This window comes from Mucilaginibacter daejeonensis, from assembly GCF_020783335.1.
Classification (GTDB): Bacteria; Bacteroidota; Bacteroidia; order Sphingobacteriales; family Sphingobacteriaceae; genus Mucilaginibacter; species Mucilaginibacter daejeonensis.
Genome location: NZ_CP086068.1, coordinates 2,063,616 through 2,087,962, shown reverse-complemented (window position 1 = coordinate 2,087,962; position 24,347 = coordinate 2,063,616). Strand labels below are relative to the sequence as shown.

18 protein-coding genes are annotated in these 24,347 nt (G+C 49.4%); 8 read left to right on the top strand and 10 right to left on the bottom strand.

Annotated elements, in window-relative coordinates; translation table 11 throughout:
* Positions 1-1,257 carry a putative DNA modification/repair radical SAM protein gene (locus tag LLH06_RS08800; RefSeq protein WP_228172970.1) on the bottom strand — a complete coding sequence of 419 codons (1,257 nt, stop codon included), beginning with the start codon at positions 1,255-1,257 and terminating at the stop codon, positions 1-3.
* Between the two features lie 89 nt (positions 1,258-1,346).
* The gene (gene xerD / locus LLH06_RS08795) at positions 1,347-2,246 is read right to left on the bottom strand and encodes a site-specific tyrosine recombinase XerD (RefSeq protein WP_228172969.1); all 900 of its coding nucleotides are present in this window, start codon (positions 2,244-2,246) and stop codon (positions 1,347-1,349) included.
* A gap of 113 nt (positions 2,247-2,359) precedes the next feature.
* Between xerD and aroQ the strand changes: the two genes are divergently transcribed.
* Positions 2,360-2,779 carry a type II 3-dehydroquinate dehydratase gene (gene aroQ / locus LLH06_RS08790; protein ID WP_228172968.1) on the top strand — a complete coding sequence of 140 codons (420 nt, stop codon included), beginning with the start codon at positions 2,360-2,362 and terminating at the stop codon, positions 2,777-2,779.
* Positions 2,780-2,866: 87 nt separating this feature from the next.
* Entirely contained in the window at positions 2,867-5,377 is a 2,511-nt protein-coding gene (locus LLH06_RS08785; protein WP_228172967.1) for a mechanosensitive ion channel family protein, read from the top strand.
* On the opposite strand, the gene LLH06_RS08780 is transcribed toward LLH06_RS08785, so the two are convergent.
* Entirely contained in the window at positions 5,346-6,392 is a 1,047-nt protein-coding gene (locus LLH06_RS08780) for a glycosyltransferase family 2 protein (RefSeq protein WP_228172966.1), read from the bottom strand. The genes LLH06_RS08785 and LLH06_RS08780 overlap by 32 nt on opposite strands.
* On the bottom strand, positions 6,393-7,277 hold the full coding sequence (locus LLH06_RS08775) for a lysophospholipid acyltransferase family protein (RefSeq protein WP_228172965.1): 885 nt from the start codon (positions 7,275-7,277) through the stop codon (positions 6,393-6,395).
* Between the two features lie 66 nt (positions 7,278-7,343).
* Here LLH06_RS08775 and LLH06_RS08770 point away from each other — a divergent pair, with 66 nt between their 5' ends.
* Together LLH06_RS08770 and corA are read left to right on the top strand one after the other, a co-directional pair.
* Complete coding sequence (locus tag LLH06_RS08770) at positions 7,344-7,928, top strand: WbqC family protein (RefSeq protein ID WP_228172963.1); 585 nt, start codon at positions 7,344-7,346, stop codon at positions 7,926-7,928.
* Between the two features lie 2 nt (positions 7,929-7,930).
* On the top strand, positions 7,931-9,058 hold the full coding sequence (gene corA / locus LLH06_RS08765; protein WP_228172962.1) for a magnesium/cobalt transporter CorA: 1,128 nt from the start codon (positions 7,931-7,933) through the stop codon (positions 9,056-9,058).
* Positions 9,059-9,060: 2 nt separating this feature from the next.
* Here the strand turns inward: corA and LLH06_RS08760 are convergent, their stop codons facing one another.
* The 5 genes from LLH06_RS08760 to LLH06_RS08740 all read right to left on the bottom strand — a co-directional run bounded on the left by LLH06_RS08760 (position 9,061) and on the right by LLH06_RS08740 (position 18,911).
* Positions 9,061-9,294, bottom strand: coding sequence for a DUF3820 family protein (locus tag LLH06_RS08760; RefSeq protein WP_228172960.1), 234 nt, complete (start codon positions 9,292-9,294; stop codon positions 9,061-9,063).
* A 43-nt stretch (positions 9,295-9,337) separates the two neighbouring features.
* Entirely contained in the window at positions 9,338-11,530 is a 2,193-nt protein-coding gene (locus tag LLH06_RS08755; protein ID WP_228172958.1) for a bifunctional alpha,alpha-trehalose-phosphate synthase (UDP-forming)/trehalose-phosphatase, read from the bottom strand.
* Positions 11,531-11,704: 174 nt separating this feature from the next.
* Complete coding sequence (locus LLH06_RS08750; protein WP_228172956.1) at positions 11,705-13,711, bottom strand: OmpA family protein; 2,007 nt, start codon at positions 13,709-13,711, stop codon at positions 11,705-11,707.
* A gap of 4 nt (positions 13,712-13,715) precedes the next feature.
* On the bottom strand, positions 13,716-14,678 hold the full coding sequence (locus tag LLH06_RS08745) for a PorP/SprF family type IX secretion system membrane protein (protein ID WP_228172954.1): 963 nt from the start codon (positions 14,676-14,678) through the stop codon (positions 13,716-13,718).
* 27 nt (positions 14,679-14,705) lie between these two features.
* On the bottom strand, positions 14,706-18,911 hold the full coding sequence (locus LLH06_RS08740; protein WP_228172952.1) for a CshA/CshB family fibrillar adhesin-related protein: 4,206 nt from the start codon (positions 18,909-18,911) through the stop codon (positions 14,706-14,708).
* 423 nt (positions 18,912-19,334) lie between these two features.
* Here LLH06_RS08740 and LLH06_RS08735 point away from each other — a divergent pair, with 423 nt between their 5' ends.
* Entirely contained in the window at positions 19,335-19,844 is a 510-nt protein-coding gene (locus LLH06_RS08735; protein ID WP_228172950.1) for a 2'-5' RNA ligase family protein, read from the top strand.
* Positions 19,845-19,896: 52 nt separating this feature from the next.
* On the top strand, positions 19,897-20,574 hold the full coding sequence (locus LLH06_RS08730) for an SOS response-associated peptidase (RefSeq protein WP_228172948.1): 678 nt from the start codon (positions 19,897-19,899) through the stop codon (positions 20,572-20,574).
* A 9-nt stretch (positions 20,575-20,583) separates the two neighbouring features.
* Here LLH06_RS08730 and LLH06_RS08725 read toward each other — a convergent pair whose 3' ends face one another.
* A complete protein-coding gene (locus tag LLH06_RS08725; protein ID WP_228172943.1) occupies positions 20,584-21,462 on the bottom strand; it encodes a fructosamine kinase family protein in 879 nt (292 codons plus the stop codon).
* Between the two features lie 78 nt (positions 21,463-21,540).
* Here LLH06_RS08725 and lepA point away from each other — a divergent pair, with 78 nt between their 5' ends.
* Both lepA and LLH06_RS08715 read left to right on the top strand, forming a co-directional pair.
* Complete coding sequence (lepA, locus tag LLH06_RS08720) at positions 21,541-23,328, top strand: translation elongation factor 4 (protein WP_228172941.1); 1,788 nt, start codon at positions 21,541-21,543, stop codon at positions 23,326-23,328.
* A gap of 66 nt (positions 23,329-23,394) precedes the next feature.
* Positions 23,395-24,285, top strand: a complete 891-nt coding sequence (locus LLH06_RS08715) for a bifunctional 5,10-methylenetetrahydrofolate dehydrogenase/5,10-methenyltetrahydrofolate cyclohydrolase (protein ID WP_228172939.1) — start codon at positions 23,395-23,397, stop codon at positions 24,283-24,285.
* The last annotated feature ends 62 nt before the right edge of the window (positions 24,286-24,347 follow it).

Below are 24,347 nucleotides of genomic sequence, written 5' to 3'. Positions count from 1 at the left end.
TTAAAAAAGCCCCAGTTGAGTGACCGAATTTTTTAAATACTTACTTTGTGAAGTAGACAGGATGAACTGCTTGATCGACATGGCTGTCAGGTCGCGCCGCTCGAACGAGGTGCTGTTGCAGGTGATAAAGTAGCGGGCACGGTTCAAGGCCACCCCTATCTTTTTCAATTGGTCCCAGTTCAACTTGCCGAACTTACGCGCACTCACGATCTTTTGCGCCGATAGCAGACCTATCCCCGGAACGCGCAAGATCAGCTGCAGATCGGCCTTGTTAACATCTATAGGGAAGACGTGCAGGTTGCGCAGGCTCCAGCTCAGTTTGGGATCAACATCCAGATCCAAGTGAGGAGCCCGTTCGTTCACGATCTCGTTCACGTGAAAACCATAATTACGCATAAGCCAATCGGCCTGGTATAGGCGGTTCTCGCGCACCATCGGTACACTGGTGTTCAAGGCCGGCAAGCGCGAATCGCTCAGTACAGGTACATAACCCGAGTAATAAACTCGCCTTAAATTGAAGTTACGATAAAAGTGATCGGCGGTCTGCAACACCTGTTGATCCGTCTCGGGTGTGGCACCAATGATCACCTGGGTGCTCTGGCCTGCCGGAGCGAACATGGGCGCTTTTTTAAATAGTGCTTTCTCCTCCGTACGCTGAATGATCTCGTTCTTTAAAAAGCCCATCGGCTTGATCATTTCCTGGCGGTTCTTTTCGGGCGCCAACAATTTGAGACCAGCTTCGGTAGGCATCTCAAGATTAACACTCAAGCGATCGGCGTACAGCCCAGCTTCGCGCATCAGCTCATCGCTTGCCCCGGGAATGGATTTGAGGTGGATGTAGCCATTGAAATTATGCTCGGTACGTAGCTTTTTGGCTACCCGCACCAAACGCTCCATGGTAAAGTCGGCATCTTTAAAGATACCCGAGCTCAGGAACAATCCTTCGATGTAATTACGGCGATAAAAATTGATGGTCAAATCGACCACCTCCTGCACCGTAAAGGCAGCCCGCTTAATATCATTACTGCTGCGCGACACACAGTAAGCACAATCGAAGATGCAGTGGTTGGTCAGCAATATTTTGAGTAAGGACACACAACGACCATCCTCGGTGTAGGTGTGGCAAATACCATTACTGGCATTACCCAATCCTTTATTCTGATTCTTACGCTTGCTCCCGCTCGACGCACACGAAACATCATATTTAGCTGCATCAGCCAAAATATTGAGCTTCTCGGTTATCCTTTCCTCATTCATAGCAATTCAAAAATACTAATATTTTTAGTATTAAATTTACTATGACTAAATTATTTTACTCTTTTTGGTAGTAAAGAACGGACCGGTGTTCAACTGCGGGGATGATAATGGATGATGGTGCTCTTTAAGTAATCGCGGTCGAGGTGAGTGTATATCTCGGTGGTGGTAATGCTTTCGTGCCCTAACATTTCCTGTACGGCGCGCAGGTCGGCCCCGCCCTCGATCAGGTGCGTGGCGAATGAGTGGCGAAAGGTGTGCGGGCTTATCGTTTTTTGCAGACCGATCCTTAACGCCAGATCTTTGATCAGCATGAATACATAAACGCGCGATAAACGGCTGCCCCTGCGGTTAAGGAAGACCATGTCCTCCTCCCCTTTTTTTACCTCTACATGCACCCTGCCGTACAGCAACCACTGTTGTAAGGCATTGATCGCGGTATCACTGATCGGCACTAAACGTTCCTTATTACCCTTACCTACCACTTTAATGAACTCGATATCAAGGTGCAGGTTAGAGATGCGTAATTCGGTTAGTTCGGATACGCGCAGACCGCAACTGTATAATAGTTCGAGCATGGCTTTGTTACGCGGACCATCGGGCTTAGAGAGGTCGATGGCGCTGATGAGCGCGTTGATGTCCTCATAACTTAGCGTGTCGGGAAGTTTGCGTTGAATGCGCGGAGATTCGAGTAGTTCGGACGGATCAGCCGTGATCATGTCCTCCATCAGCATAAATTTATAAAATGCTTTGATGCCCGACAGGATACGGGCCTGGGTAGATGGGATCATGCCCAGCTCGTTTATCCACTGTAAAAAAAGGCGCAGGTCGTTCAGGACAATAACATCCGGTTTTAAAGCGGGTTGCGAACTCTCGGCGAACTGCTGCAGCTTGTCAATATCGCGGGTGTAGGCCTCGATAGAGTTCTCAGACAACGAGCGCTCTAACCGCAAATAGTTCCTAAAACCTTTTATAGCCGACCGCCAATCCATGCGTGTTTTATGTTCTGATGTTTTATAGCTAAGTTTGACACGTTAGCCTAGCACAAAGGTGGTGATAAACCTTTGTTGCTCGGTAACAAACATCGCAACAAATCATGCTGATCATGAAGATACAGATCATTAACGGACCTAATTTGAATTTGCTTGGCGTTAGAGAGCCTTCCATTTACGGCGATCAAAGTTTTGAAGAATATTTCAAGACCTTGCAACAACGCTATCCGGAGCATACGTTCAGCTATTTCCAAAGCAACAAAGAGGGCGAATTGATCGACAAGCTGCATGAGGTCGGTTTTGACCACGATGGCATCGTGCTTAACGCAGGGGCTTATACGCATACCAGCATTGCCATAGCCGATGCGATCGCCGCGATCAACACACCAGTGATCGAAGTGCATCTATCTAACGTTCACAAGCGCGAAACGTTCCGCCATCACTCTATGCTGGCGGCCAATTGTATAGGAGTGATAGCGGGTTTCGGGATGGATTCTTACCGTTTGGCCGTGGAGCATCTCATTCAGCGATAATATTCCTGGTATTTGTATTTTGCCCTGAGGCAAACGCTTTTTTGAAGTTAGTGTTGTACATTGCATTGGTATTCTGCCAGTTTCAAAATGTACAGAACATTTGCTTTTCGCGCGCTGATCTGCTGCCTTGTGCTGGCATTGATCACGCCTTTTTTTGCCGCTGCCCAAACCCGTAAAAAACATAAACGTACCGTCACCGATTCGTTGAGGGCTGCCATGCTGCGCCGCGATTCGATGATGCGGTATTATAAAACCTCTGATACCTCAACTAATAATCTACTTCAGCGCATCGAATACTATACGCTGTCATTCAATCAGATAAGCAACAAATTAAGTAAAGGTTTAGATACCGTACGTATCGCTGCCGCTCTGCCCGATCTTGAACGCACCGCTACAGTGATGCGCACGTTGATCGGCCGTAACAAGGCCGGTACCCTGCGGTACCTGTACTCGATCCGTGATGTGCTGAACAAGCGGCAAGACCAGCTGGATGTTTGGCAGGACCAGTTAGTGGACATCAGCGATGACCTGGTAGACATTGACGAAGCGATCAGCAAGATACACGGCGATTCGTTATTCAGAATATTCCCGAGCGATAGCACCCTGCGCCTCACGTTTTTGGAGCAACGTGCCGCGATAGAAATCAAAGCGCAAAAACTTGACTCGATGAACAGGCGGGCCTTGCTGCGGGTAGGCAAGATGCAGAACCGGCTGGCCAACGTTTACATTGCCATACTGGACGAAAAAGAACTGATCAATACCAAGATCCGCAACTTCAGCATCAACGCGCTCAACTGCGAGTACGGCTACCTGTGGAACATGAAGAACTCCACTGGCAGTACGTTCAAATCGGCTTTGAAGCGTACCGTGTTGATGAATACACGGCTTTTCCGCCTTCTTAACGGTGAAGCGTTAAAACACATCGCCGGCATCTTATTACTACTTGGGATGATCGTGTGGCTGGTGATCAACAAGCGACGCATAAGTAAACTGCCAAGGAAAGCACAACAGATCACTGAGCAAACGCAATACGTGACGGGATATCCTATCGCTTCCTCTTTACTGGTGGTCTCGTTGATCGTTCCATACTTTTACAACACCCCACCAATCGCTTTTGTCGAGATCCTATTCATGATATCGGTGTCGGCTTTATTGTATTTGATCTACCGCACTTGCCCTACGCCGCTATTCAGCTTCTTGCTCAAATTGTTCGCCATCACGGTGGTGTACAGCCTCAGCAATCTTTTTGTAGAGGTGTCCAATGTGGATCGCATAATCATACTGCTATTGGCCATTACAACCACCTGGTTCTCGTTAAAATTCTTAAAGCATATCAATATCTCCAACGAAAAGTATGTGCCCTACAGCCGTACCGCGTTGTGGCTATTGATCGTGGCGCAAGCCGCTTCTGTATTGCTTAATATCGCAGGGCGCTTTAGCTTAGCCAAGATCGTGGCGGTAACCTCCTTGTTCAACCTGTGGTTGGCCATGTGCTTGTACTACTTTGTTCAAACGGTGATCCAGGCGCTGTTCCTGCAATTGGAAGCCAATAAGATCGATAAGGAAAGCATCAGCTCATATCTCGACTTCAAACTACTTCAAGGCAAGCTCCGTAGTGTGCTCAACATCGTAGCAGCTGTCATGTGGTTCGTGATGCTGTTGCAGAATCTCAGTATCGAAGACAGCTTTTTCGATCTGGTGGGTAGCTTCCTCAATCAATCGCGCAAGTTGGGTGGCACGTTGTTCACGTTTGGCAGCATTATCATATTCGCAGGCGTGATCTGGCTGGCCTCGGTAGCCGCCCGGGTGATCAGTTATTTTTACGACTTTGCTGACCAGCATGCTGGCAAGTCCGCTGCCGATCGCAAGAACCGAACCTCGCTATTGTTGATCCGTATCGGCGTGTTCAGCGTAGGGTTCCTATTGGCAGTGGGCGCATCGGGCTTTCCATTGGATAAGATCACTATCATTATTAGTGCCCTGGGTGTGGGTGTAGGTTTCGGCTTACAGAATATCGTGAACAACCTGGTATCGGGGCTTATACTTGCGTTTGAGAAACCTGTACAAGTAGGCGATGTGATAGAGGTATCGAACCGGGCCGGCACTATAAAAGAGATCGGAATACGATCAAGCAAGATCGCTACCGGTAACGGCGCCGAGATCATTATCCCCAACGGTGATCTGATATCGCAGCATGTGATCAACTGGACCTTAAGTGACAATAACCGGCAGGTAGAGCTCCGCATCAGCGTGGCCTACGGTACGGATATAGATAAAGTGAAGAATTTACTTCGTAACCTGGTCTCCAACCGGGACGATATTATGGTGAAACCGGCACCGGTGGTCTACCTCGATACCTTATCGTCGGCATCGGTGGATCTGGTCATTTCGTTCTGGGCGGCCGATCTGTCCATGTTCGCGCAATTAAAAAGCGTTGTATTGACCGAGATCTATAAAGCCTTTGAGGCCGAAGGCATCAAGATACCGAAACCCCAACCAGAGTTGGTACTACGCGTACCTCAAGGCACTGACGCCATGCAGCCGCCACCAGCGGCTGTAACCTCGCCTACTCCAGGTCAGCCGGATCAAGGTCACTAAAACGGTGTTTTTTCTTGATAAAGAACTGTGAAACAATGCTCTTTTTGTACAGCCCCTTCATGTTTGGTGGCAATTGACCACCCAAAGCTTGACGAGCAGCTACCGGTGAACGTTGAAATACTTTGCGTACAAAATTCTGATGCGCACGGCTTACAGCCCAGGCATCCTTGCGTTTACCCTCGCCCATAAAGCGCAACAAAGCGATCAGGTCCAACCCGAAGCGTATGCTGATCACCCAGGCAGCCCGCGCGGCAGGCAGATTCTTTTTGAGCAGGAATAGGTTATTGCGAAAATTCAGGTAGGTCTTGAATGGGTCTTCGGCATTGAGGGTACCGCCGCCGACGTGGTATACGGTAGATGCTGCGCAATACATGACCTTGTACCCCATGTTCTTTAAGCGCCAGCAAAGGTCGATCTCTTCCATGTGGGCAAAAAAGCGTTCATCGAACCCGCCCGACATTTTCCAATGGCGGCCTGTGATGAACAAGGCAGCGCCTGACGCCCAAAATATCTCGCCTGAGGTATCGTACTGGCCTTTGTCCTCTTCTACCTCGTAAAATAACCGCCCGCGGCAAAATGGATAGCCCAACTTATCAATGAAACCACCGGCTGCGCCAGCATGTTCAAAGTGGTCCTTTTTACGGTAGGCTTTGATCTTGGGCGCTGCCGCCGCAATAAGCTCGTCGGCCTGCATCATTTGTACCACCGGTTCGATCCAGCCCGGGGTAACTTCTACGTCAGAGTTGAGAAGAATATAGATGTCCGCCTCTACCTGTGCCATCACCCTGTTATAACCGCCGGTGAAACCATAGTTCTCCTTGTTCTCGATGACCGTTACCTCATTGGCATAACGCCCTTTCAGGAAAGCTACCGAACCGTCGGTGGAGGCATTATCGCCCACTACCACCTGCAGGTTAGGATAGGTGGAAGCCAGTACAGATGGCAGGAATTTTTGAAGATGATGAAGGCCGTTCCAGTTCAATATCACAACGGCCACCTTAGGCACAGTGTTCATTTAACGCACGTCCTCCGGTTTGATCTTCCACCTGCGGTGCGACCATAACCAGTATGGCGGCTCCTGCCTAATGGTGCTTTCGAGGCGTTGTACATGGGTATTGGTGATCTCATATTCTGCGGTATCCTTGGCGTGGTCGAACAAAAGCTCGAAGTTACAAACATAATGACCTCTTTTCACCCGCCGCATATCACAAAAAACCACGGCAGCATCTAACGAGCGGGCAAGCTTTTCGGCACCTAAAAAAATAGCGGTAGGCTGGTTCAGGAACTGTACGAAATGCGTAGCCTCATCGCGCGATGGGGTTTGATCGCTGGCCAGCATCAATATAGATGGCGCTCCGCGCAGTTGCGCCATTTTGCGTAAGGTATTCTTCATGGGCACCAGCGTAGCGCCAAATCTTGAGCGCACTTTGCGGAACATCTCGTCAAACGTGCGGTTGCTAAGCGGCTTATATACCGTGATGCGTGGATGATCGGTTACGAGGCCGAACTTTAAGCTGGCCAGTTCCCAGTTGCCATAATGCCCTACCACAGCGATCACGCTCCGACCCTCAGCAAAGGCAGCCGATGTGCAAGCATCAAAGTTGTTCACCACCATGCGTTTATCCACCTCGCTGCGCGAAATAGAGCCCATCTTGATGGTCTCGACGACCAGATCGGCCAGGTAACGGAAGTACTCCTTCTCGATCGTAGCCCGTTCGGCAGCGCTTTTTTCAGGAAATGCGTTAGATAGATTCTGCTGGACAACTTTACGCCGGTAGCCTGTCACATAAAAGATGATCACGAACAGCAGATCAGCGATCAGGTAAAGGATAAAGAAGGGCAATAACGACATCAAGTACAGCAAAGCCACACCCAACGACGAAAAAACTTTCTTTATCATTACTTTTGCAAAATTTTAAAGCTGCAAACATAAATATATATGATGGAAAGTGGTGCCCTGTTACCTATGTTTTATTTACCGCCGGTATCCTATTTCAGCTTGCTGAACAAGCACAGGAACGGCACCCTGATCGAAAAATACGAGCATTTTCCGAAGCAGACCTATCGCAACCGGGCGCACATCTACTCCCCCGATGGCCTGTTGGCCCTGGTGGTGCCTGTGGTAAAAGGATCAAAAGTGCATACCCCTGTTAAAGATGTGAAGATCAGTTACGAATTCAACTGGCAGCGTTTGCACTGGATGAGCCTGCAATCATGCTATCGCCGCTCGGCCTACTTTGAATTTTATGAGGATGACTTTGCGCGTTTTTATGAGCAAAAATTCGAGCACCTGTTCGACTATAATGAACAGCTGCTTCAGATGGTGCTCAAGTTCATGAAGCTCAATATCGAGCCTCGATATACAACGGAGTTTCATAGACATTATGAAGGCTTAGCCGACCACCGTAACGACATTCATCCTAAAAAAGAGATACAGCTTGAACAAAAACCTTATTATCAGGTTTTTGAAGAAAGAAAAGGCTTCCTGCCTGATCTGAGCATCGTTGACCTGCTCTTTAACCAGGGTCCGCAAACACTGAACTACCTGTAAGCATGACCTCCAAGCAGTATAAACGGATCAAAATGAACCGGCGTGCAGGCAACGTGGGCGATAAGCCCGGCCTCATTCGTGTGCCTGACGGCGCTTTGCCACCAAAGATCCGTATATACTCCTACAACGCCACCGAGCTGGTCACCAATGAAGGAGCCGACATCAGCATCGTTAAAGAACAACTACAGACCTGCACTGATCATTCGCACTGGATCAAGATCAACGGGCTGGGCAATGCCGACATGATCGAGCATATAGGCGATTACCTCAACATCAGTGACCTGGTGCTTGAGGATATCATGAACAACCATCAGCGCCCTAAATTTGACGAGTATGATGATTACGTGTTCGCTACCGGGCGGCTTATCACCTTTGAAGATGACAAGTTCGAGCTGAAGAACACACAGCTATCGGTGTTAGTGAAAGATAACCTGATCATCAGTTTTGAGGAGACGCACGAGGAGAACTTTGAGGGTCTGGAAAAGCGTTTAAAGGCCGATAATAGCCCGATCAGGAATAACGGTCCGGGCTACATCTGCTACGCCCTTTTCGATACCCTGATCGACTGGTACTTTGTGGTATTGAACCAGATCGGCGAGGAACTGGAAAGCATTGAGGACCGTATTTACGACAAGCCGGATAAAAGTGTGATGTATGATACGCAGCACATGAAACGTACACTGATCGTACTACGCCGCGCCAGCTGGCCCGAGCGTGATAAGATCAATGACATGATCCGTACCGATAGTCCGCTCATCACCAAAGAGACGAAAACTTATCTGCGCGACGCCTACGACCACTGCATTCAGATCATTGACCTTATAGAGAGTTACAAGGAGATCAGTGCCAGTATCATTGATCTTTATCTATCAATGGTAAGCAATCGCATGAACGAGATCATGAAGGTGCTTACCATTATATCGGTCATTTTTATACCGCTCACCTTTGTTGCGGGTGTTTACGGGATGAACTTTGCTCCCACCGACCCCGACACTAACCAGCGCCTTTTCCTGAACATGCCCGAACTTTACGAGCCGCATGGTTACGTGTACTGCATAGGTATCATGCTGCTTATCGGGCTTATACAGCTATGGTATTTTTGGAAAAAAGGCTGGTTCGATAGGCTATAGACTTACCCTACTGCGTTTTTGACCGACTGCAGGAGAGGCATCAACCCATTGATCTTGATCTCATGCACGGTGCTTAACATCATTCCCAGCTTACCCGCAGGCATACCTTTGCTGTGCATCCATTCCAGGTAACTCACCGGCAGATCACAAAGCAGAGTACCCTTGTATTTGCCAAAAGGCATTGCGGTCTTGACTATATCGACCAGTACCTGGCTATTGGGCTTGATGGGTTCCATGCCGCAAATATAGCCGGTACTGGCAAATAATGGTCACTGATCGTTAAATGGCCACCTGGGTATCCACCGTCATGGCGGTCAGCAAGCCGCGAACCTCTTTGGGGTTACGCACATAGAATTTAGCCACCGATGCCCCCGACCCCACTTTGATCGTTACCGAACTTTCGGGCAAGGCTTTGAAAAGATCCTCATCGGTCACGTCGTCGCCCAGGGCCATGATAAAATCCCAATCGCCCTGATCCACCAGACTCAGCGCAGCCTTGCCTTTGTTGATCTCCATGTTCTTGATCTCGACCACCTTATCGCCCGGCAACAGTTGTAAGCCTTTGTCGGTAGCCAGGAATTTTAAGGTGTTCATCAGTTCATTGGCCCTCAATTCGCCTAAACCACGTTGAGCTTTACGGTAATGCCACACCAACGAATAGGTCTTTTCCTCGATAAATGATCCCGGCGTACGGTCCACGTACTTTTCTAATACCGTGTGAATATCTTTCTTCCAGGAGGTAGATAGTCCGTTGATCTTGTGCCATTCCTGCTGAGGCGGCTTGAACCAGGCCCCATGTTCGGCGATAAGGTAGATGTTCTTGTCGCCGAACCAGTCGCCCAGATTCTCGTGCTTACGACCGCTGATCAATACTAACTGATTATTTGGGTCGGCCGATAGCTTGGCTAACAGATCATACAATTGGCGGTCTGGAACGGCCTGGTCAACATTAGGCTTGAACTCGACCAGGGTACCATCATAATCCAAAAAGATGATACGTTTACCAGTATTATGGTAACGGTTAATGATCGATTGCGCCGTGGTGGAATGCACATGACGGGTCTGCATAGACCGTTGAAGCAATTTCACCTCGTTGAGGCGCTCCATAAAGATCTGCACCCAATGGTTCACGTTGAATTTGGCTACCAGCTGCCTCATTTGTTTCATGCGGCGTTGCTGCTCTTCTAACGGCATGGCCAGTGCCTCAATAATAGCATCTTTCACCTGGATCACATTATTAGGGTTCACCAGCAAGGCATCGATCAGCTCACGCGATGCACCGGCCATTTCGCTCAGGATCAGCACGCCATCATTATTGGTGCGGCTGGCCACGTATTCTTTACTCACCAAATTCATACCGTCACGCATGGGGTTCACCAGACACACATCCGCCGTGCTGTATAGGGCTGACAGCGTTTCCAGTGGTACGGAACGGTAGTAATAGCTTACAGGCGTCCAATCCATGGTGCGGTATTTGGCGTTGATGTTGCCTACCTTTTTATCGATCTGATCGTGCAGGTACATGTATTGCGGAACGGTATCGCGCGAGGGCACCACGACCATGTATAGGGTCACGTTACCGATGTACTCCGGATGTTCCTCCAACAATAGCTCCAGTGCCTGCAAGCGTTGTAAGATGCCTTTGCTGTAATCTAACCGGTCGATCGCCAGGATGATCTTGCCGCCTTTAAAGATCTGCCGTATCTGGGCAGCCTGTTCGATCACCTCGGGTTCATAGGTCATGCTCGCGTATTTCTGCTCATCGATGCCCATAGGGAATGATTCGACGATCACAGAGCGCTCGCCCGAGGTGATCATATTTGATGACACCGGTACCGGCAATATGCGGCTTACCGAACTCAGGAAGTGGCGCACATCATCAAAAGTATGGAAGCCGATGAGGTCGGCACCCAACATGCCTTGTAGTAACTCCGCCCGCCATGGGATCAGCCGGAACATCTCGTGCGATGGGAATGGGATGTGTAAAAAGAAGCCGATAGATACATCAGGCCTTTCGCGACGGATCAATGACGGTAACAATAGCAATTGATAGTCGTGTATCCAAATGGTATCACCCGGTTCACAGTTGGCCATGATCACCTCTTTGAACTTCTCGTTCACACTTTGGTAGTAGTCCCAGTGTGAAGGTTTATAGGTGGTATAGGTTGATGCGTAGTAGTGAAAAACGGGCCACAATACATCGTTGGAAAAGCCTTCATAAAATTCCAACACGTCGTCTTGTGTCAGATATACCGGTACCAAGCTCAGCTCTTGCAGCTTCTGCCCTACCTCAGGCCTCTTGTTTTCAGGTATCACCTGGCCTGGCCAGCCGATCCAAACGTTGTTACCTTGTTTGTACACCGAGCCCAGCCCGGTGGCCAGCCCACCCTCACTTGGAATGAGTGTATACTGATCATGATTTTCCTGAATTTTTACCGGCAAGCGGTTAGCAACAATTATCGTTTTAGGCATATCGTAAGTATAGATCCTTAAAAATGTCTACCCTAATAAGGTCGTTTAGCACTTTCTTGTTTGCCATTATTTTGTAACGAACAGTTAACCGAGGCCAACATCCTATAATAAAAAAGCCCGTATCGGTTGAGATACAGGCTTTTTGAACGACATTATTGACCTTTAGTTAGTATACTAATACTTGATGATCGCGAACTCGGTACGGCGATTCCACTGGTGTTCGGCCTCGGTGCAATTGACGCCATTGCTGCATTTATTAAGCAGGCGTGTTTCGCCATAACCTCGGGCGATCAGCCGGTCCTCGTCGATATCACCGACCGTAATGATGTACTCCATCGCGGCATTTGCCCTTCGCCTTGACAAGGACATGTTGTAATCATCATCGGCACGGCTATCGGTATGTGACGACAATTGGATCACCAGCGTAGGGTTCTCCTTCATGATCTTGATCAGCTTATCGAGCTCGGCAGCCGCATCAGGCCTGATCGATGCATCATCCAGATCATAATAGATATTTTGCAGCCTGATCGCCTTCTTCAACACAATCTTTTCCAGGTAAATATCTTTGCGTATCGGCGCGTTGGGATCCAGGCCAGCCGTCGCAAAGGTGTCTACCACCCCGGCCAGGTAGCCGTTCATTTCGCCTTTCAGGCGGTAACGGTTATCGTTGTATATCGTAAAGTTGAAATGTCCGCGGGCGTCGGTCTTGACCACGGCATTGCCGCCGTTGATCCGGTTAAGGGTCACCGTGCTGTTGCGCAAGACGGCGTTAGTATTTTTATCGAACACAAATCCTTCCAACTTATAGAGCACCGGCGCTTTGTAGGCAAAGCTGTAGATATCATCGCTCCCCTTGCCACCGGTACGGTTAGAGGATAAGTAACCAGATAAGCTATCGGTCAGCGTATACGAAAGATCATCTTGAGCGGAATTGATGGGATAGCCGAGGTTTTGCTTACTGGCAAAAGCATCCCCCTTTTTAACGGCCTTGAAGATATCTAATCCGCCCATACCTTTATCACCGTCTGACGACAGGTATAGGTTGCCTTTTGCATCGATGAACGGCGTACGTTCATTAGAAGCTGTATTGACCGACGATACGTTGACCGGTGTACCCCAGACGCCGGTCTCTTTGGTGCAGTAGTAAATATCGGTACCACCAATACCGCCGGGCATGTTGGAAACGAAGTATAAGGTACGGCCATCAGGCGTAATGAAAGGGTCGCCAACCGAGTATTCGCTTTCCTTATTATAAGCGAACGGTTCCGGCTTGCTCCACTGCCTGTTCACCGCATCAAAACGGCTATGATAAATGCCCAGGTTGATGGTGGTGATCTTGGCGGTATCTTTTTTAGGTTTATCTTTCAGCAGATGTGTCAGCGTAAAATACATATCCATGCCATCCGCTGTAAAGCTGGCTGCACCGATGTGATAATCAGTACCTGCAATGAAAGTGAACGGCTTGATGTCGCCGCCACTAGTGCCGCGTTCGTAAAGGTTAAGGTATTTATTACCCGTCCAGCCGTATATCCGTTTATCTATACTGGAATTGTCATCGAACCAAATGAACGGCCGCTTTACTTTGGTCTCTTCTTTTTGGAGCTTGTCGGTACGGTCAGATGTGAATACCACGCGGTCGGCGTAACGTACGGCTCCCCAGTCAGACTCAGGCGTATTCAGCGCCTGCTCATTGTCGATCGTTACCGGCACCGGGTTCTTCATCCACTTCATGGCCGAATCGCATGAGGCGGTCCAATAATTCAACTCCTTAAGCGATGCTTTGGGCATCAGGGTGTAGTACTTTTTGTATTGCTCTTTTGCTTCGGCATAGCGCAGGTTGTTCTTGAGCACCTCTGCGTAAGTGAAAATGTTCTGCGGTTTGCTTTCAGGCATGGCCACTACGATCGCGTACCACTTTTCGGCCTCTTTATAGTCGCGCATCAGGCGGTACGAGTTGGCCAGGTTCTCGGCCGTGATCAGCGTAGGCTTCTTTTTATAAGCCTGTAAATATAGTTCGGCCGCTTTGCTGTAGTTATAAAGCTCGTACTGCTCGTTAGCCAGTTTCTGTACATACTGCGCTTTGGCGGTTTGCCCCGACATAAGCACGAACGCTGCCACTGCTATGACCCCACGCCCAACAGATGCGCGGCCTGATCGTATCCAATTACCGTTGTTCAACATGGTATCAAAAGAATCTTGGCGTTAACATCCTTGTTTTTTGTGTCCTGATATAAAAGCCGATCGATATCTCGTGCGTACCGCTGCTGTAACCTTTCAGCGGACCGATCGACATATCGTAGGCGTAACCCACACGGAGGTTCTCGAGTGGAAACACCTCTACTGCCGCCACGAACGAGTTCAGATAGCTCAGGTCATTCTGTAAGTAGCTTTTGTTATACAGCTTAACGCCGGTACGGTACGAGCCACCTACCCAAAGCTTTTGACCGAACATAATGAACGCATTAAGGTCCAAACTGGTTGGGCCACCGTTATCATCCTTCAGCAAAAAGCTCGGTCTGATCAGAACATCCTCTGATAGCGGATACAATGCACCTGCGGTCAGGTAATAGTGCGGCTTAGGCTGCGCGATGAAACCCCGGTTACGCACGTTGATGAACTGCGCGATCAGGTTATCGGCCGAAAGGCCAGCGTAGTACTTGTTGTCAGAATAAAAGACGCCCACCCTTCCATCAGGGATGATGGCGCTTTGCATGGTAAGCGGCATGTTCACTTCAGGATCATTAGGATTCAGCAGAGCGCCGTTCAGGCCCAACTGCATGGCGCCAAGGCCGAGCCCGAAAGCTAGTCTGGAAGAGCCTTCTTCGTTCATCCGCAGGCGGTAGGCATAGTTGGCATAAGCCGACAGATAGCTTTGAGCGCCCAACTTATCGCTCGCCAGCTGGAACGCTAAACCCACATTGCCATTATTAGCGATGGCATCTACTGCCAACGACATGCTGGTAGGCGAACCCTCAATGCCTGTCCATTGCGAACGGAAATAGCTGTGAAAATTCAGGTTCTCTTTGTAACCCGCATAAGCCGGGTTAATGTATATGCCGTTGAACATATACTGGCTTTGCTGGGCATCCTGCTGGGCGAACAAGCGCCCTGCAGTAAGTATGAATAATATGGTTAAAAGTCTTTTCATATAATGCGGTGCACGATACTTCAACATTTATCTCTTAAGGGTTCGCATCAGGGTCACATAACCTTTGGCTACCTGCCAATCGTTACTCTTCACTTTGAGGATGTAGTAATAGGTTCCTTCGTTTAGGCCCTCCCCTGTCCAGGTGTTGCGATAATTGGTTTGATGGAACACCTCGTTGCCCCACCGGTTAACAATGATCAGCTCATTCTGAGTGAACTTCTCGATACCGCGGATCTCGAACACATCGTTAACGCCATCACCGTTCGGGGTGAACACGTTAGGAATCTTCAAGTTCGAGATGGCACTGATACTGATATTCACCGTGGCCACATTGGTGTAATAACCATTCAAGTCGCGAACGCGATAAGTGAATACGTCATCGCCGGCATAGCCTGTATTAGGCGTATAGGTCACGGTGCCATCGCCACCTACCGTAACGGTGCCATGTGCGGGCTGGGTAACGATCTGTACAGAGGTAAGGTCGAAAGCGCTATTGCCTTTATCATCATTATTGAGCACCTTGATAATGACCGGTTGATTAACACCAGTGATCTCGGCATCGTTGGCCGCCACAGGCGCTTTAGGGAAGGTTGTCACTGTGCCAGAGGTATTGGTCAAGGTATTTCCGCCTGCGTCCACACCGGTCACGCTGGCCGTATTGGTCACGGTGCCTGCGTCCTTATCGGCCTGGGTAAGCGTATAATTCTGGGTATAAGTAACAGTGGCTCCAGGTTGCAAACCACCTGCCGGCAAATTGATCGGCGAATTGGTGAAACCCAATTTGCTATCGGTTAGTGCCAGGGTGTTGATCACCGAGTTGCCCGTGTTACGGATCAAGAAGGTATAGGTGATGAAGTATGAGCTGAATACACCGGTCTTGGTCAAGCTTACCGAACCAGCCGGCGGAGCTATGGTGGCATTCACAACGGTAGGATCTTCGCCTGCAGAAGTATTCGGGTCATCAGAACGTTTGGTGATAGTAATGCCATTAGCATCGGTGGCATTAGCTACGGCCTGGTTACTATAACGGCCGGCGGTGATATTGGCCGCTACTACAGTGTGCCTTGCAGTGGCCGTTACGCTTGCGCCCGGCAACAAGGTAGCTATAGTTGCTGGCGTTATAGAACCTGCATCGGCACCAGCATCGGTGATCGCCACGTTGGTGAGCGGTGTGCTGCCGGTGTTGCTAACCACCAGTGTATAGTTGATCACATCGCCCACTTTGCTGTAACCATTGTTAGCAACCTTGGTGAGGCCTAATGATGATGCGTATATAGTAACATTGACCGTGATCGGGTCTGACACTACGCCATCAGGCGTGGTAAGCGTATATGTATAAACATCAGTACCAACATAACCTGCCACAGGCGAATAGGTGACCCTTCCATTGGCATCAACCGTGGTGATGCCGTGCAAACCGTTGGTAGGCGTTACCGTGGTGCCGTTGGCGCTTGCGCCGTCGTTGTTTTTCACGGTGGTCACTACCGGCGTATTGAGTGGCGTGGTCACCGCATCATTCACCCCTACAGGTTTGATGTTGATATTGACCGTGATCGGATCTGACACGATACCGTCGGGTGTGGTTAGGGTATACGTATAAACATCTTTGCCAATGTAATTACTGGTTGGGGTATATACTATTCTACCGTTCACATCTACCGCGGTGGTGCCGTGCGATCCGCTGGTACTGGTCACCGTAGTGCCTATGCCGCTGGCGCCGTCGTTACTTTTAACAATAGTGGTCACCGGCGTATTGATCGGCGTCACATCCGCATCATTCACACCCACAGGCTTTATGCTGATACTTACCGTGATCGGGTCCGATATCACACCATCTGGCGTGGTCAGCGTATAGGTATAATTATCTATACCTGCGTAACCTGTCGCCGGTGTATAGGTCACCCTGCCATTTGCATCCACTGTGGTGGTACCATGTGCGCCATTGGTAGCGGTCACGGTGGCATTGGCTGCTGCGGTGCCATCATTGGCTTTGACCACAGTGGTTACCGGTGTATTGATCGGCGCTACATCCTGGTCGGCCTGACCAACAGGCTTGATAGTGATGCTGATCAGCGCACTTACGCTTTCGGTGCCAAAATTATCTTTTACGGTATAAGCCAATGGTGTTGCCTTACCCGCAAAAGTAGCTAAGGGTGTAAAGGTCACCTGTCCGTTAGTAGTATTGACGGTATAGGTTCCCTGGTTAGGGATGGTCACGGTGGTCTTCTTGCCGTTGTCGGCCGGGTCGATCAGTTGCACGGTGGTCACGTTGATCGTTCCATCGGCGTCTGTGTCGTTAGCCGTCACAGTAAGTGTGATCGGCAGACCTATATTGGTAGTTCCAACGTCGGCTATGGTGACAGGAGCCTGATTGATACCGAAGTTGACGCTGCTAACATCCAAACTGGTGCCTGGGGTAGACACGGCTATCCTGAGGTCGGGCGTGCCAGGTTTGATACCCGTATTTCCCGAGTTGTTAGTACCATAAGCTGCACCTGAGGCCTGCCATCCGGCAGGAAGATTGGGATCGATCGCCGCCAATGCACCACCTATACCAACATCGTTAGTGGAGATAGCAACGGTGTAATTACCATTATTGTTATTGGCCAACGCGTAATTTCCGTTAGCATCAACTGCCGCTTTGTTAACGATAATACCGGCGCTGTTCACCAGGTAAGCATACAATTGCTTGCCAGATAAGGTGCGTAGTGGCGTGCCTGTTATGGCATTATCGGCACTGCCGTTACCGTCATCTACCACTGATCCGGATATGGTCACGCCCTGAATATCCTTTAACCGGTAGTCTTCCGCCTCACCATCAGCAGAGAACGACACACTGCGTTCGTCCTGAATGGTCGACACATCATCGATCAGGTTAGTAGTGGTGATGCGCAACCGGGCGTATAAAGGCCCTGTCTTGGTCTTGGAGGCGAACATGGCGTTCGGGTAAGTAAGCACGAACGGCTGGTTGACCGTATTGGCCGGCACGGTTACCTTGATCAGTTCATCAGCGCCGAAAACACCGTCCTGGTTAAAGTCGAGCCAACCATATAAAATAGCCGGAGTGGTCTTATTATTGGTCGCCGTTAAATTAAGGGTGATGTCGCCCACCTGGTTCACTTTCACTGTGGGCAAGCTGGCTGGTGAAAGCGTGCTCTCATCAGCATTGCCTACCAGATCGTCATTGTCGGCATTAACTCCGGTCACCGGTTGACCATCGGCATCCAGATTGTCTGCACCGATGAATACACGGGCTTTCGGGGTAAGCGGTGTAGTATTGTAATTGATCACCGCGTAGATACCATCTCCGGGATAGTAATCGGTCACAGTAAAATCGTCGATGTAATGACCGGTAACGCCGTACGAGGCAGGTGCATCGCCCAGGTCAAAGGGTAACACAAAACCAATGGCCATAGCGGTGATGCCTGACCCTTTCATGGAAACATTGGTCAGGTTGCGCGCGCCGCGTGCGAACATGACCGCCTGTACCCCGAAGTTACCTGGTGGCAGATCTGCAAATAAACGGAACGACCGGCCACCGTTGCTCAACTCCATTTTATAATGATCGTCAGCAGCATTGCCTTGGGTACGTTTGTTGAGCAATTGCCAGGCAATGGCGTTTGGCGTATTACCCGAAATATATTCACCGCCCACGTCGATAGATTCGGCATCAGCAATGATCATCCCTGGGTAGTTCACATCTGTCCATACCCCATTGATCAGTATCGCCACCTTAATGTCGATGTCGAATGTAACGGTGCCGCCATTGGTGGTAGCGATGGCAGAATTTTGCACGCCACGCGAGTCAGGCTTTGGCAGATTATTACCTGAATAGATGAGGTCGAGCCCATCACCATAATAGCTGCCCGGGGTGTAAGTGGTCATACTGGCACCGGCCGAAAGCACCTGATTGGTGATCACACCCGTGATGCGTACCGTTGGAGAGAACCGCCACACATAAGTACCGTTAACGATGTTTGATGGCGTATAACCGGCCGGGGCTGACTCAAGCGTAGAATTGCTGGCGTTGCGATCCCACGTAAGCCAATACACCGAATTAACGAGGTTGGTGCCTGCACTACCCCCGATAGCATATTGAGCCGAAGAACGGAACGTACTGACCAGTATAAGTAGCGCTGCTAAAATGCTTAAGCGATGCACGCGACGGGCCAAAGCACGCACTCGCAATGCCTCAAGCGACCCGAGAGATCTGTTTTTGATAAATGATAGCATGAACGAAAGATCGATCGTTGTGATGAAATAAGTTGATTAACGAACGATCAATGTCCGGCTGAACATGACATTAACTTTGAAGAAAAAACACTACGTAGATATTGAGCCATATAGTATCGTTTTTGATCGATAAACGGTTTAGTACAACTATGCATGCCATTCTACGAAAAATATTTGAACAGGGTTACATCCAAAAGCAAAAATTGACAAGCAAAAATTCGCTGACGCGTCGGATGACGTGAATAGCCGTGTTGGAGGTCGGCTGCTTATACGCAGCTATCGATGCGCACTTATATGACTCAGTTTATAACTATTGATTAAATTAGCTCTGCGACAGGAACGAACTATACGAAGATTCACTGGTGTTAAGCCCGTTCGTATCTATCAAGGCAAACCTCTGCCTTTGCCTCGTGTTCAATAGCCATGAACGCTCCACCCCTCATTTTGACCTTGACCCTTGACCATGTTAGCCAGCAATTCTTTAATGAAAAGCGCCGGTCGCATTTCCCGCCCGAACGCAATTACCTTGATGCGCACCTAACGCTGTTCCATCACTTGCCACCCGGCCAGCCGCAGGTCATCAATGATATACAGATGGCGGCAGATACTTACCGGCAAATGGAATTGAATATAACAGGTTTGAAAATGACAGGCAGTGGCGTAGCTTATATGATCGACTGCCCGCTGCTTCTACAGCTGCATGCCTATTTGCAGAAGCTTTGGTGGGATAAGCTGATCCCGCAAGACAAGCATAAGCTTTGGCCGCACATCACGGTGCAGAACAAGGTACCCTCGGAGACCGCCACCCTGCTGAAGGCCGAACTGGAACAACGATTTGAACCCTTCACGGCCACGGGTGTTGGCTTAAGCCTGTTCGAGTACCTAGGTGGTCCGTGGAAACCCGTAAAACAATGGCAGTTTAATGAGCGATAAAATAGAGCTCAGAATATCTTGATGTAAAGGCATCGTATATTTGCGGGATCATATGTGTGGCAGGGTCAATTTTTCGAGCAGTACAGAGACCGCTCAGCGCTTAGGGGTCAAGGATAGCGATACTTCCCGGGAGGGCGACGTCAATGCCTTTGCGTTCAAAGGCAACTATATCTTTGGACTGGCCGACCGTGCGCCCGACGCGCTTCGGCATTTTCACTGGCCGTTGGTGCCGTCGTGGAGCAACACCTACCCGGAGTTTCAAACGCACAATGCCCGCAGTGAGGACATGACACAAAAGGCCTCATACAAACACCTATTAGGTAAGCGCCATTGTGTGATCGCCATTAACGGCTTTTATGAGTGGGAACGCACCAAGGAAAAGATACCATGGTATTTCAGCATGGCCAACGGAGACCTGATGTTATTGGCAGGCTTATGGGACTACAACACCCGGCTTGATGCTCCATTATTAAGCGCCACGGTGATCACCCGCACTCCCAATCAGATAGTCGGCGAGGTACATGATCGCATGCCTGTGATCCTGACCCGGGAGCAAGCACTTGTGTGGCTGGACACTGCATTAACTTACGATGAACGCGCTGAAGTATTACAACCCATTGAGAACAGTGCATTGCTCAAAGTGCAGGTAGGCAAAAGCCTGAACAAAGTGGACAATAAAAGTGGCGACTGGTTCGATGCGCCGGATGAGCGGCCATTGAGCTTGTTTTAAGACGATCTGTTACAAGTACCGCTTGATACTACTCCTCACCTGACCGAGATAACTTAGCCCGAACAAATTTAAATGCAACAGCAACGGGTACAAGTTCCACAAATCAGTACGCTCCTCCCAGTCTTGCGCCAGTGGAAACGCATCTTGGTAAGCGTCATAGAACGCCCTTTCAAAACCGCCGAATAACGTTGTCATCGATATATCGAATTCCCGGTGACCGTAGCTAACGGCCGGGTCGATCAGGTATGGCTTGCCGTCGGCACTGATCAGGTAGTTACCACCCCAAAGGTCGCCGTGTATCAACGCGGGAGCTTCCTCATCAAACAGTTGAGGTAGGCGTTGACATAATTGCTCGATATCAGCAATATCCTTTTCCTCTAACAAGCTTTTATTACGTGCGATCTTGACCATGGGCATCAGTCGCTCTTGTACGAAAAATTCTGACCACTTATAATGCCGCCGGTTACTTTGGGATATCGAGCCCATGTAATTGTGATGTTTAAAACCAAATGCGGATGCTGTGTTCCGATGCATAGCTGCCAGCTGAATCCCAAGCAGCTTTGACGCCTCCCGTGTGGCGCGACGGCTTTCTATCCACTGCATGATCAGATAGCTGTCATCATGGTGATGGCCGTAGATGATCACTTCCGGTACGGCGATCGTTCGGCTAGAACGGATGGCAGCTAACCCCTGTGCCTCCCGCTCGAACATTTCAGCATATTTGCTCCTGCTATTCAGCTTCATCATCAATTTGCCCGAGCTGGTATCAAGGCAATATGCCTCATTGATATCTCCACCGGTTACCGGATGTATCGACAATAGCTTAACATCATCTTGATAATGATCTGTTAGGCAATTCAATATATGCTTTATCAATTCTTCTTGCATGGCGCTTTAACGATGTAATGGGTTTTCGGCAAAGGCATACCGATTTATCGGCTTAAAAAGTTATTTTTGCGTTTTGAAATGAAGCACATCCGTAACTTTTGTATCATCGCACACATCGACCATGGTAAGAGTACCCTGGCCGATCGTTTGCTCGAATATACCAAAACCATTACCCAGCGCGAAGCGCAGGCCCAATTGCTCGACGATATGGACCTCGAACGCGAACGTGGTATCACCATCAAAAGCCACGCCATCCAAATGGACTATGAGCTGGATGGTCAAAAATATGTGCTCAACCTGATCGATACGCCAGGGCACGTGGATTTCTCGTACGAAGTGTCGCGCTCTATAGCGGCCTGCGAGGGCGCACTACTGATCGTTGATGCATCGCAGGGCATCCAGGCACAAACCATCTCTAACCTTTACCTGGCTTTAGAGAACGACCTGGAGATCATACCGGTACTGAATAAAATGGATCTCCCAGGCGCTATGCCAGAGGAGGTTAAGGACCAGATCGTTGACCTGATCGGTTGTAAACGCGAGGAGATATTGGCCGCATCGGGTAAGACCGGTATGGGTATCGATGATATCCTTCGTGCCATCATTGAGCGCGTCCCTGCCCCTGTTGGCGACCCTGAAGCACCGCTACAAGCGTTGATCTTCGACTCGGTGTTCAACTCTTTCCGCGGCATCATTGCTTATTTTAAGGTAGTTAACGGCGAGATACGCAAGAATACCCGTGTAAAATTCATGGCCACCGGTAAGGAATACATTGCGGATGAAGTGGGTACTTTAAAACTGACCCAGTTACCCAAGGATGTGATCAAGACCGGTGACGTGGGTTACATCATATCGGGTATCAAAGAGGCACGCGAGGTAAAAGTTGGAGACACGATCACCACTATCGAGCGCCCGGCGGCCGAGGGTATACAAGGTTTTGAGGAAGTGAAACCGATGGTATTTGCAGGTATTTATCCGGTAGATACCGAAGATTACGAGGAATTACGGGAATCGATGGCCAAGCTGCAACTCAACGATGCATCGCTGGTATTTGAACCGGAATCGTCGGCGGCCTTGGGTTTTGGTTTCCGTTGCGGCTTCCTGGGCATGCTCCACATGGAGATCATCCAGGAACGTTTGGAGCGCGAGTTCGACATGACGGTGATCACCACCGTTCCCAACGTATCGTATATCGCTTACACTACCAAAGGCGACGAGCTGATCGTGAACAACCCGTCAGACCTTCCTGATCCAAGCAAACTGGAGTATGTGGAAGAGCCTTACATCAAAGCTAACATCATTACTAAAGCCGAATTCGTTGGCCCGGTAATGTCATTATGTATACAAAAGCGCGGCATCATCGTTAACCAGTCGTACCTCACGGCCGACCGTGTTGAGCTGGTATTTGAGATGCCGATGGGTGAGATCGTGTTCGACTTTTATGATAAGCTGAAGACCATCTCCAAAGGTTACGCCTCGTTCGACTACATGCAGATCGGTTACCGCCAGAGCGACCTTGTACGCTTGGATATTAAACTGAACGGCGAACCGGTAGATGCACTTTCTTCGTTGATCCACCGCAGCAACTCCTACGACTTTGGTAAAAAGATCTGTGAGAAGCTGAAAGAGCTGTTGCCTCGTCAGCAATTTGAGATCGCTATACAAGCATCTATCGGTGCCAAGGTGATCGCCCGTGAGAACGTTCGTGCCTTGCGTAAGGACGTGACCGCCAAGTGTTACGGCGGTGACATCTCACGTAAACGTAAGCTGTTAGAGAAACAGAAGAAAGGTAAAAAACGCATGCGCCAGGTAGGTAACGTAGAGATACCACAATCGGCATTCATGGCGGTATTGAAGTTAGACTAAGCAAACATCATACAAAGGACAAAGGCACAACCTTTGTCCTTTTCTTATTTTATACATTTTCTATTCATGCAATTACTCGACGGAAAATACGTATCTGAGAAACTTAAAGTAGAGATAGCCGAACAAGCGGCAGAATATCTGGCCAAGAGTGGCCGCAAACCTCATTTGGTGGCGGTACTGGTAGGTCATGATGGCGGCAGCGAGACCTATGTGGCCAGCAAGATGCGTAATTGCGAAAAGGTGGGCTTCAAGTCGACACTGGTACGTTACGAAGACACCGTGACCGAAGAAGAGCTTCTGGCTAAGGTGGCCGAGCTGAACGCTGATGCGGACATTGACGGCATTATCGTGCAACTGCCTTTACCCAAGCACATCGACCCTGAAAAGGTTACCGAACGCATTGATCACCGCAAGGACGTGGACGGCTTTCACCCGGTGAACCTGGGCCGTATGCAGCGCAACCTGCCATCATTCATTCCGGCTACTCCTTATGGGATCACGCTAATGCTGAAAGAGTATGGTATCGATACCGCCGGCAAACATTGCGTTGTGGTTGGCCGCAGTAACATCGTGGGTTCCCCAATGAGCATTTTGATGGCTCGTAATACGCAGCCGGGTAACTGCACCGTCACCGTTTGCCATAGCCGCACGCCAGATATCAAAAAATTTACGCTGGATGCTGATATCCTGATCGTGGCCATTGGCAAAAAGAACTTCATCACCGCTGATATGGTGAAAGAAGGTGCTGTGGTAGTGGATGTGGGCATGAACCGTGAGACCTCTACCGTCACTAAGTCGGGTTACAAGCTTTTTGGCGACGTCGACTTTGAGAACGTTGCTCCAAAGGCATCATGGATCACACCGGTGCCAGGAGGCGTTGGCTTGATGACCATTATTGGCCTGTTGCAAAACACTTTACGTTCGGCCAACCGTGAGGTATATCCAGACCTTGGCTAAACGCATCATATGATCAAACACAAAAGGCATCTACTCAACATAAGATGCCTTTTGTGTTTGGT

Bases quoted from the DNA above. Each gene is read 5' to 3' on its own strand.
- LLH06_RS08780 (WP_228172966.1), bottom strand. From the start codon at position 6,392: ATGAACACTGTGCCTAAGGTGGCCGTTGTGATATTGAACTGGAACGGC.
- lepA (WP_228172941.1), top strand. From the start codon at position 21,541: ATGAAGCACATCCGTAACTTTTGTATCATCGCACACATCGACCATGGT.
- LLH06_RS08740 (WP_228172952.1), bottom strand. From the start codon at position 18,911: ATGCTATCATTTATCAAAAACAGATCTCTCGGGTCGCTTGAGGCATTG.
- LLH06_RS08735 (WP_228172950.1), top strand. From the start codon at position 19,335: ATGAACGCTCCACCCCTCATTTTGACCTTGACCCTTGACCATGTTAGC.
- LLH06_RS08755 (WP_228172958.1), bottom strand. From the start codon at position 11,530: ATGCCTAAAACGATAATTGTTGCTAACCGCTTGCCGGTAAAAATTCAG.
- LLH06_RS08770 (WP_228172963.1), top strand. From the start codon at position 7,344: ATGTTTTATTTACCGCCGGTATCCTATTTCAGCTTGCTGAACAAGCAC.
- LLH06_RS08715 (WP_228172939.1), top strand. From the start codon at position 23,395: ATGCAATTACTCGACGGAAAATACGTATCTGAGAAACTTAAAGTAGAG.
- LLH06_RS08745 (WP_228172954.1), bottom strand. From the start codon at position 14,678: ATGAAAAGACTTTTAACCATATTATTCATACTTACTGCAGGGCGCTTG.
- LLH06_RS08785 (WP_228172967.1), top strand. From the start codon at position 2,867: ATGTACAGAACATTTGCTTTTCGCGCGCTGATCTGCTGCCTTGTGCTG.
- aroQ (WP_228172968.1), top strand. From the start codon at position 2,360: ATGAAGATACAGATCATTAACGGACCTAATTTGAATTTGCTTGGCGTT.
- corA (WP_228172962.1), top strand. From the start codon at position 7,931: ATGACCTCCAAGCAGTATAAACGGATCAAAATGAACCGGCGTGCAGGC.
- xerD (WP_228172969.1), bottom strand. From the start codon at position 2,246: ATGGATTGGCGGTCGGCTATAAAAGGTTTTAGGAACTATTTGCGGTTA.
- LLH06_RS08725 (WP_228172943.1), bottom strand. From the start codon at position 21,462: ATGCAAGAAGAATTGATAAAGCATATATTGAATTGCCTAACAGATCAT.
- LLH06_RS08800 (WP_228172970.1), bottom strand. From the start codon at position 1,257: ATGAATGAGGAAAGGATAACCGAGAAGCTCAATATTTTGGCTGATGCA.
- LLH06_RS08775 (WP_228172965.1), bottom strand. From the start codon at position 7,277: ATGATAAAGAAAGTTTTTTCGTCGTTGGGTGTGGCTTTGCTGTACTTG.
- LLH06_RS08730 (WP_228172948.1), top strand. From the start codon at position 19,897: ATGTGTGGCAGGGTCAATTTTTCGAGCAGTACAGAGACCGCTCAGCGC.
- LLH06_RS08750 (WP_228172956.1), bottom strand. From the start codon at position 13,711: ATGTTGAACAACGGTAATTGGATACGATCAGGCCGCGCATCTGTTGGG.
- LLH06_RS08760 (WP_228172960.1), bottom strand. From the start codon at position 9,294: ATGGAACCCATCAAGCCCAATAGCCAGGTACTGGTCGATATAGTCAAG.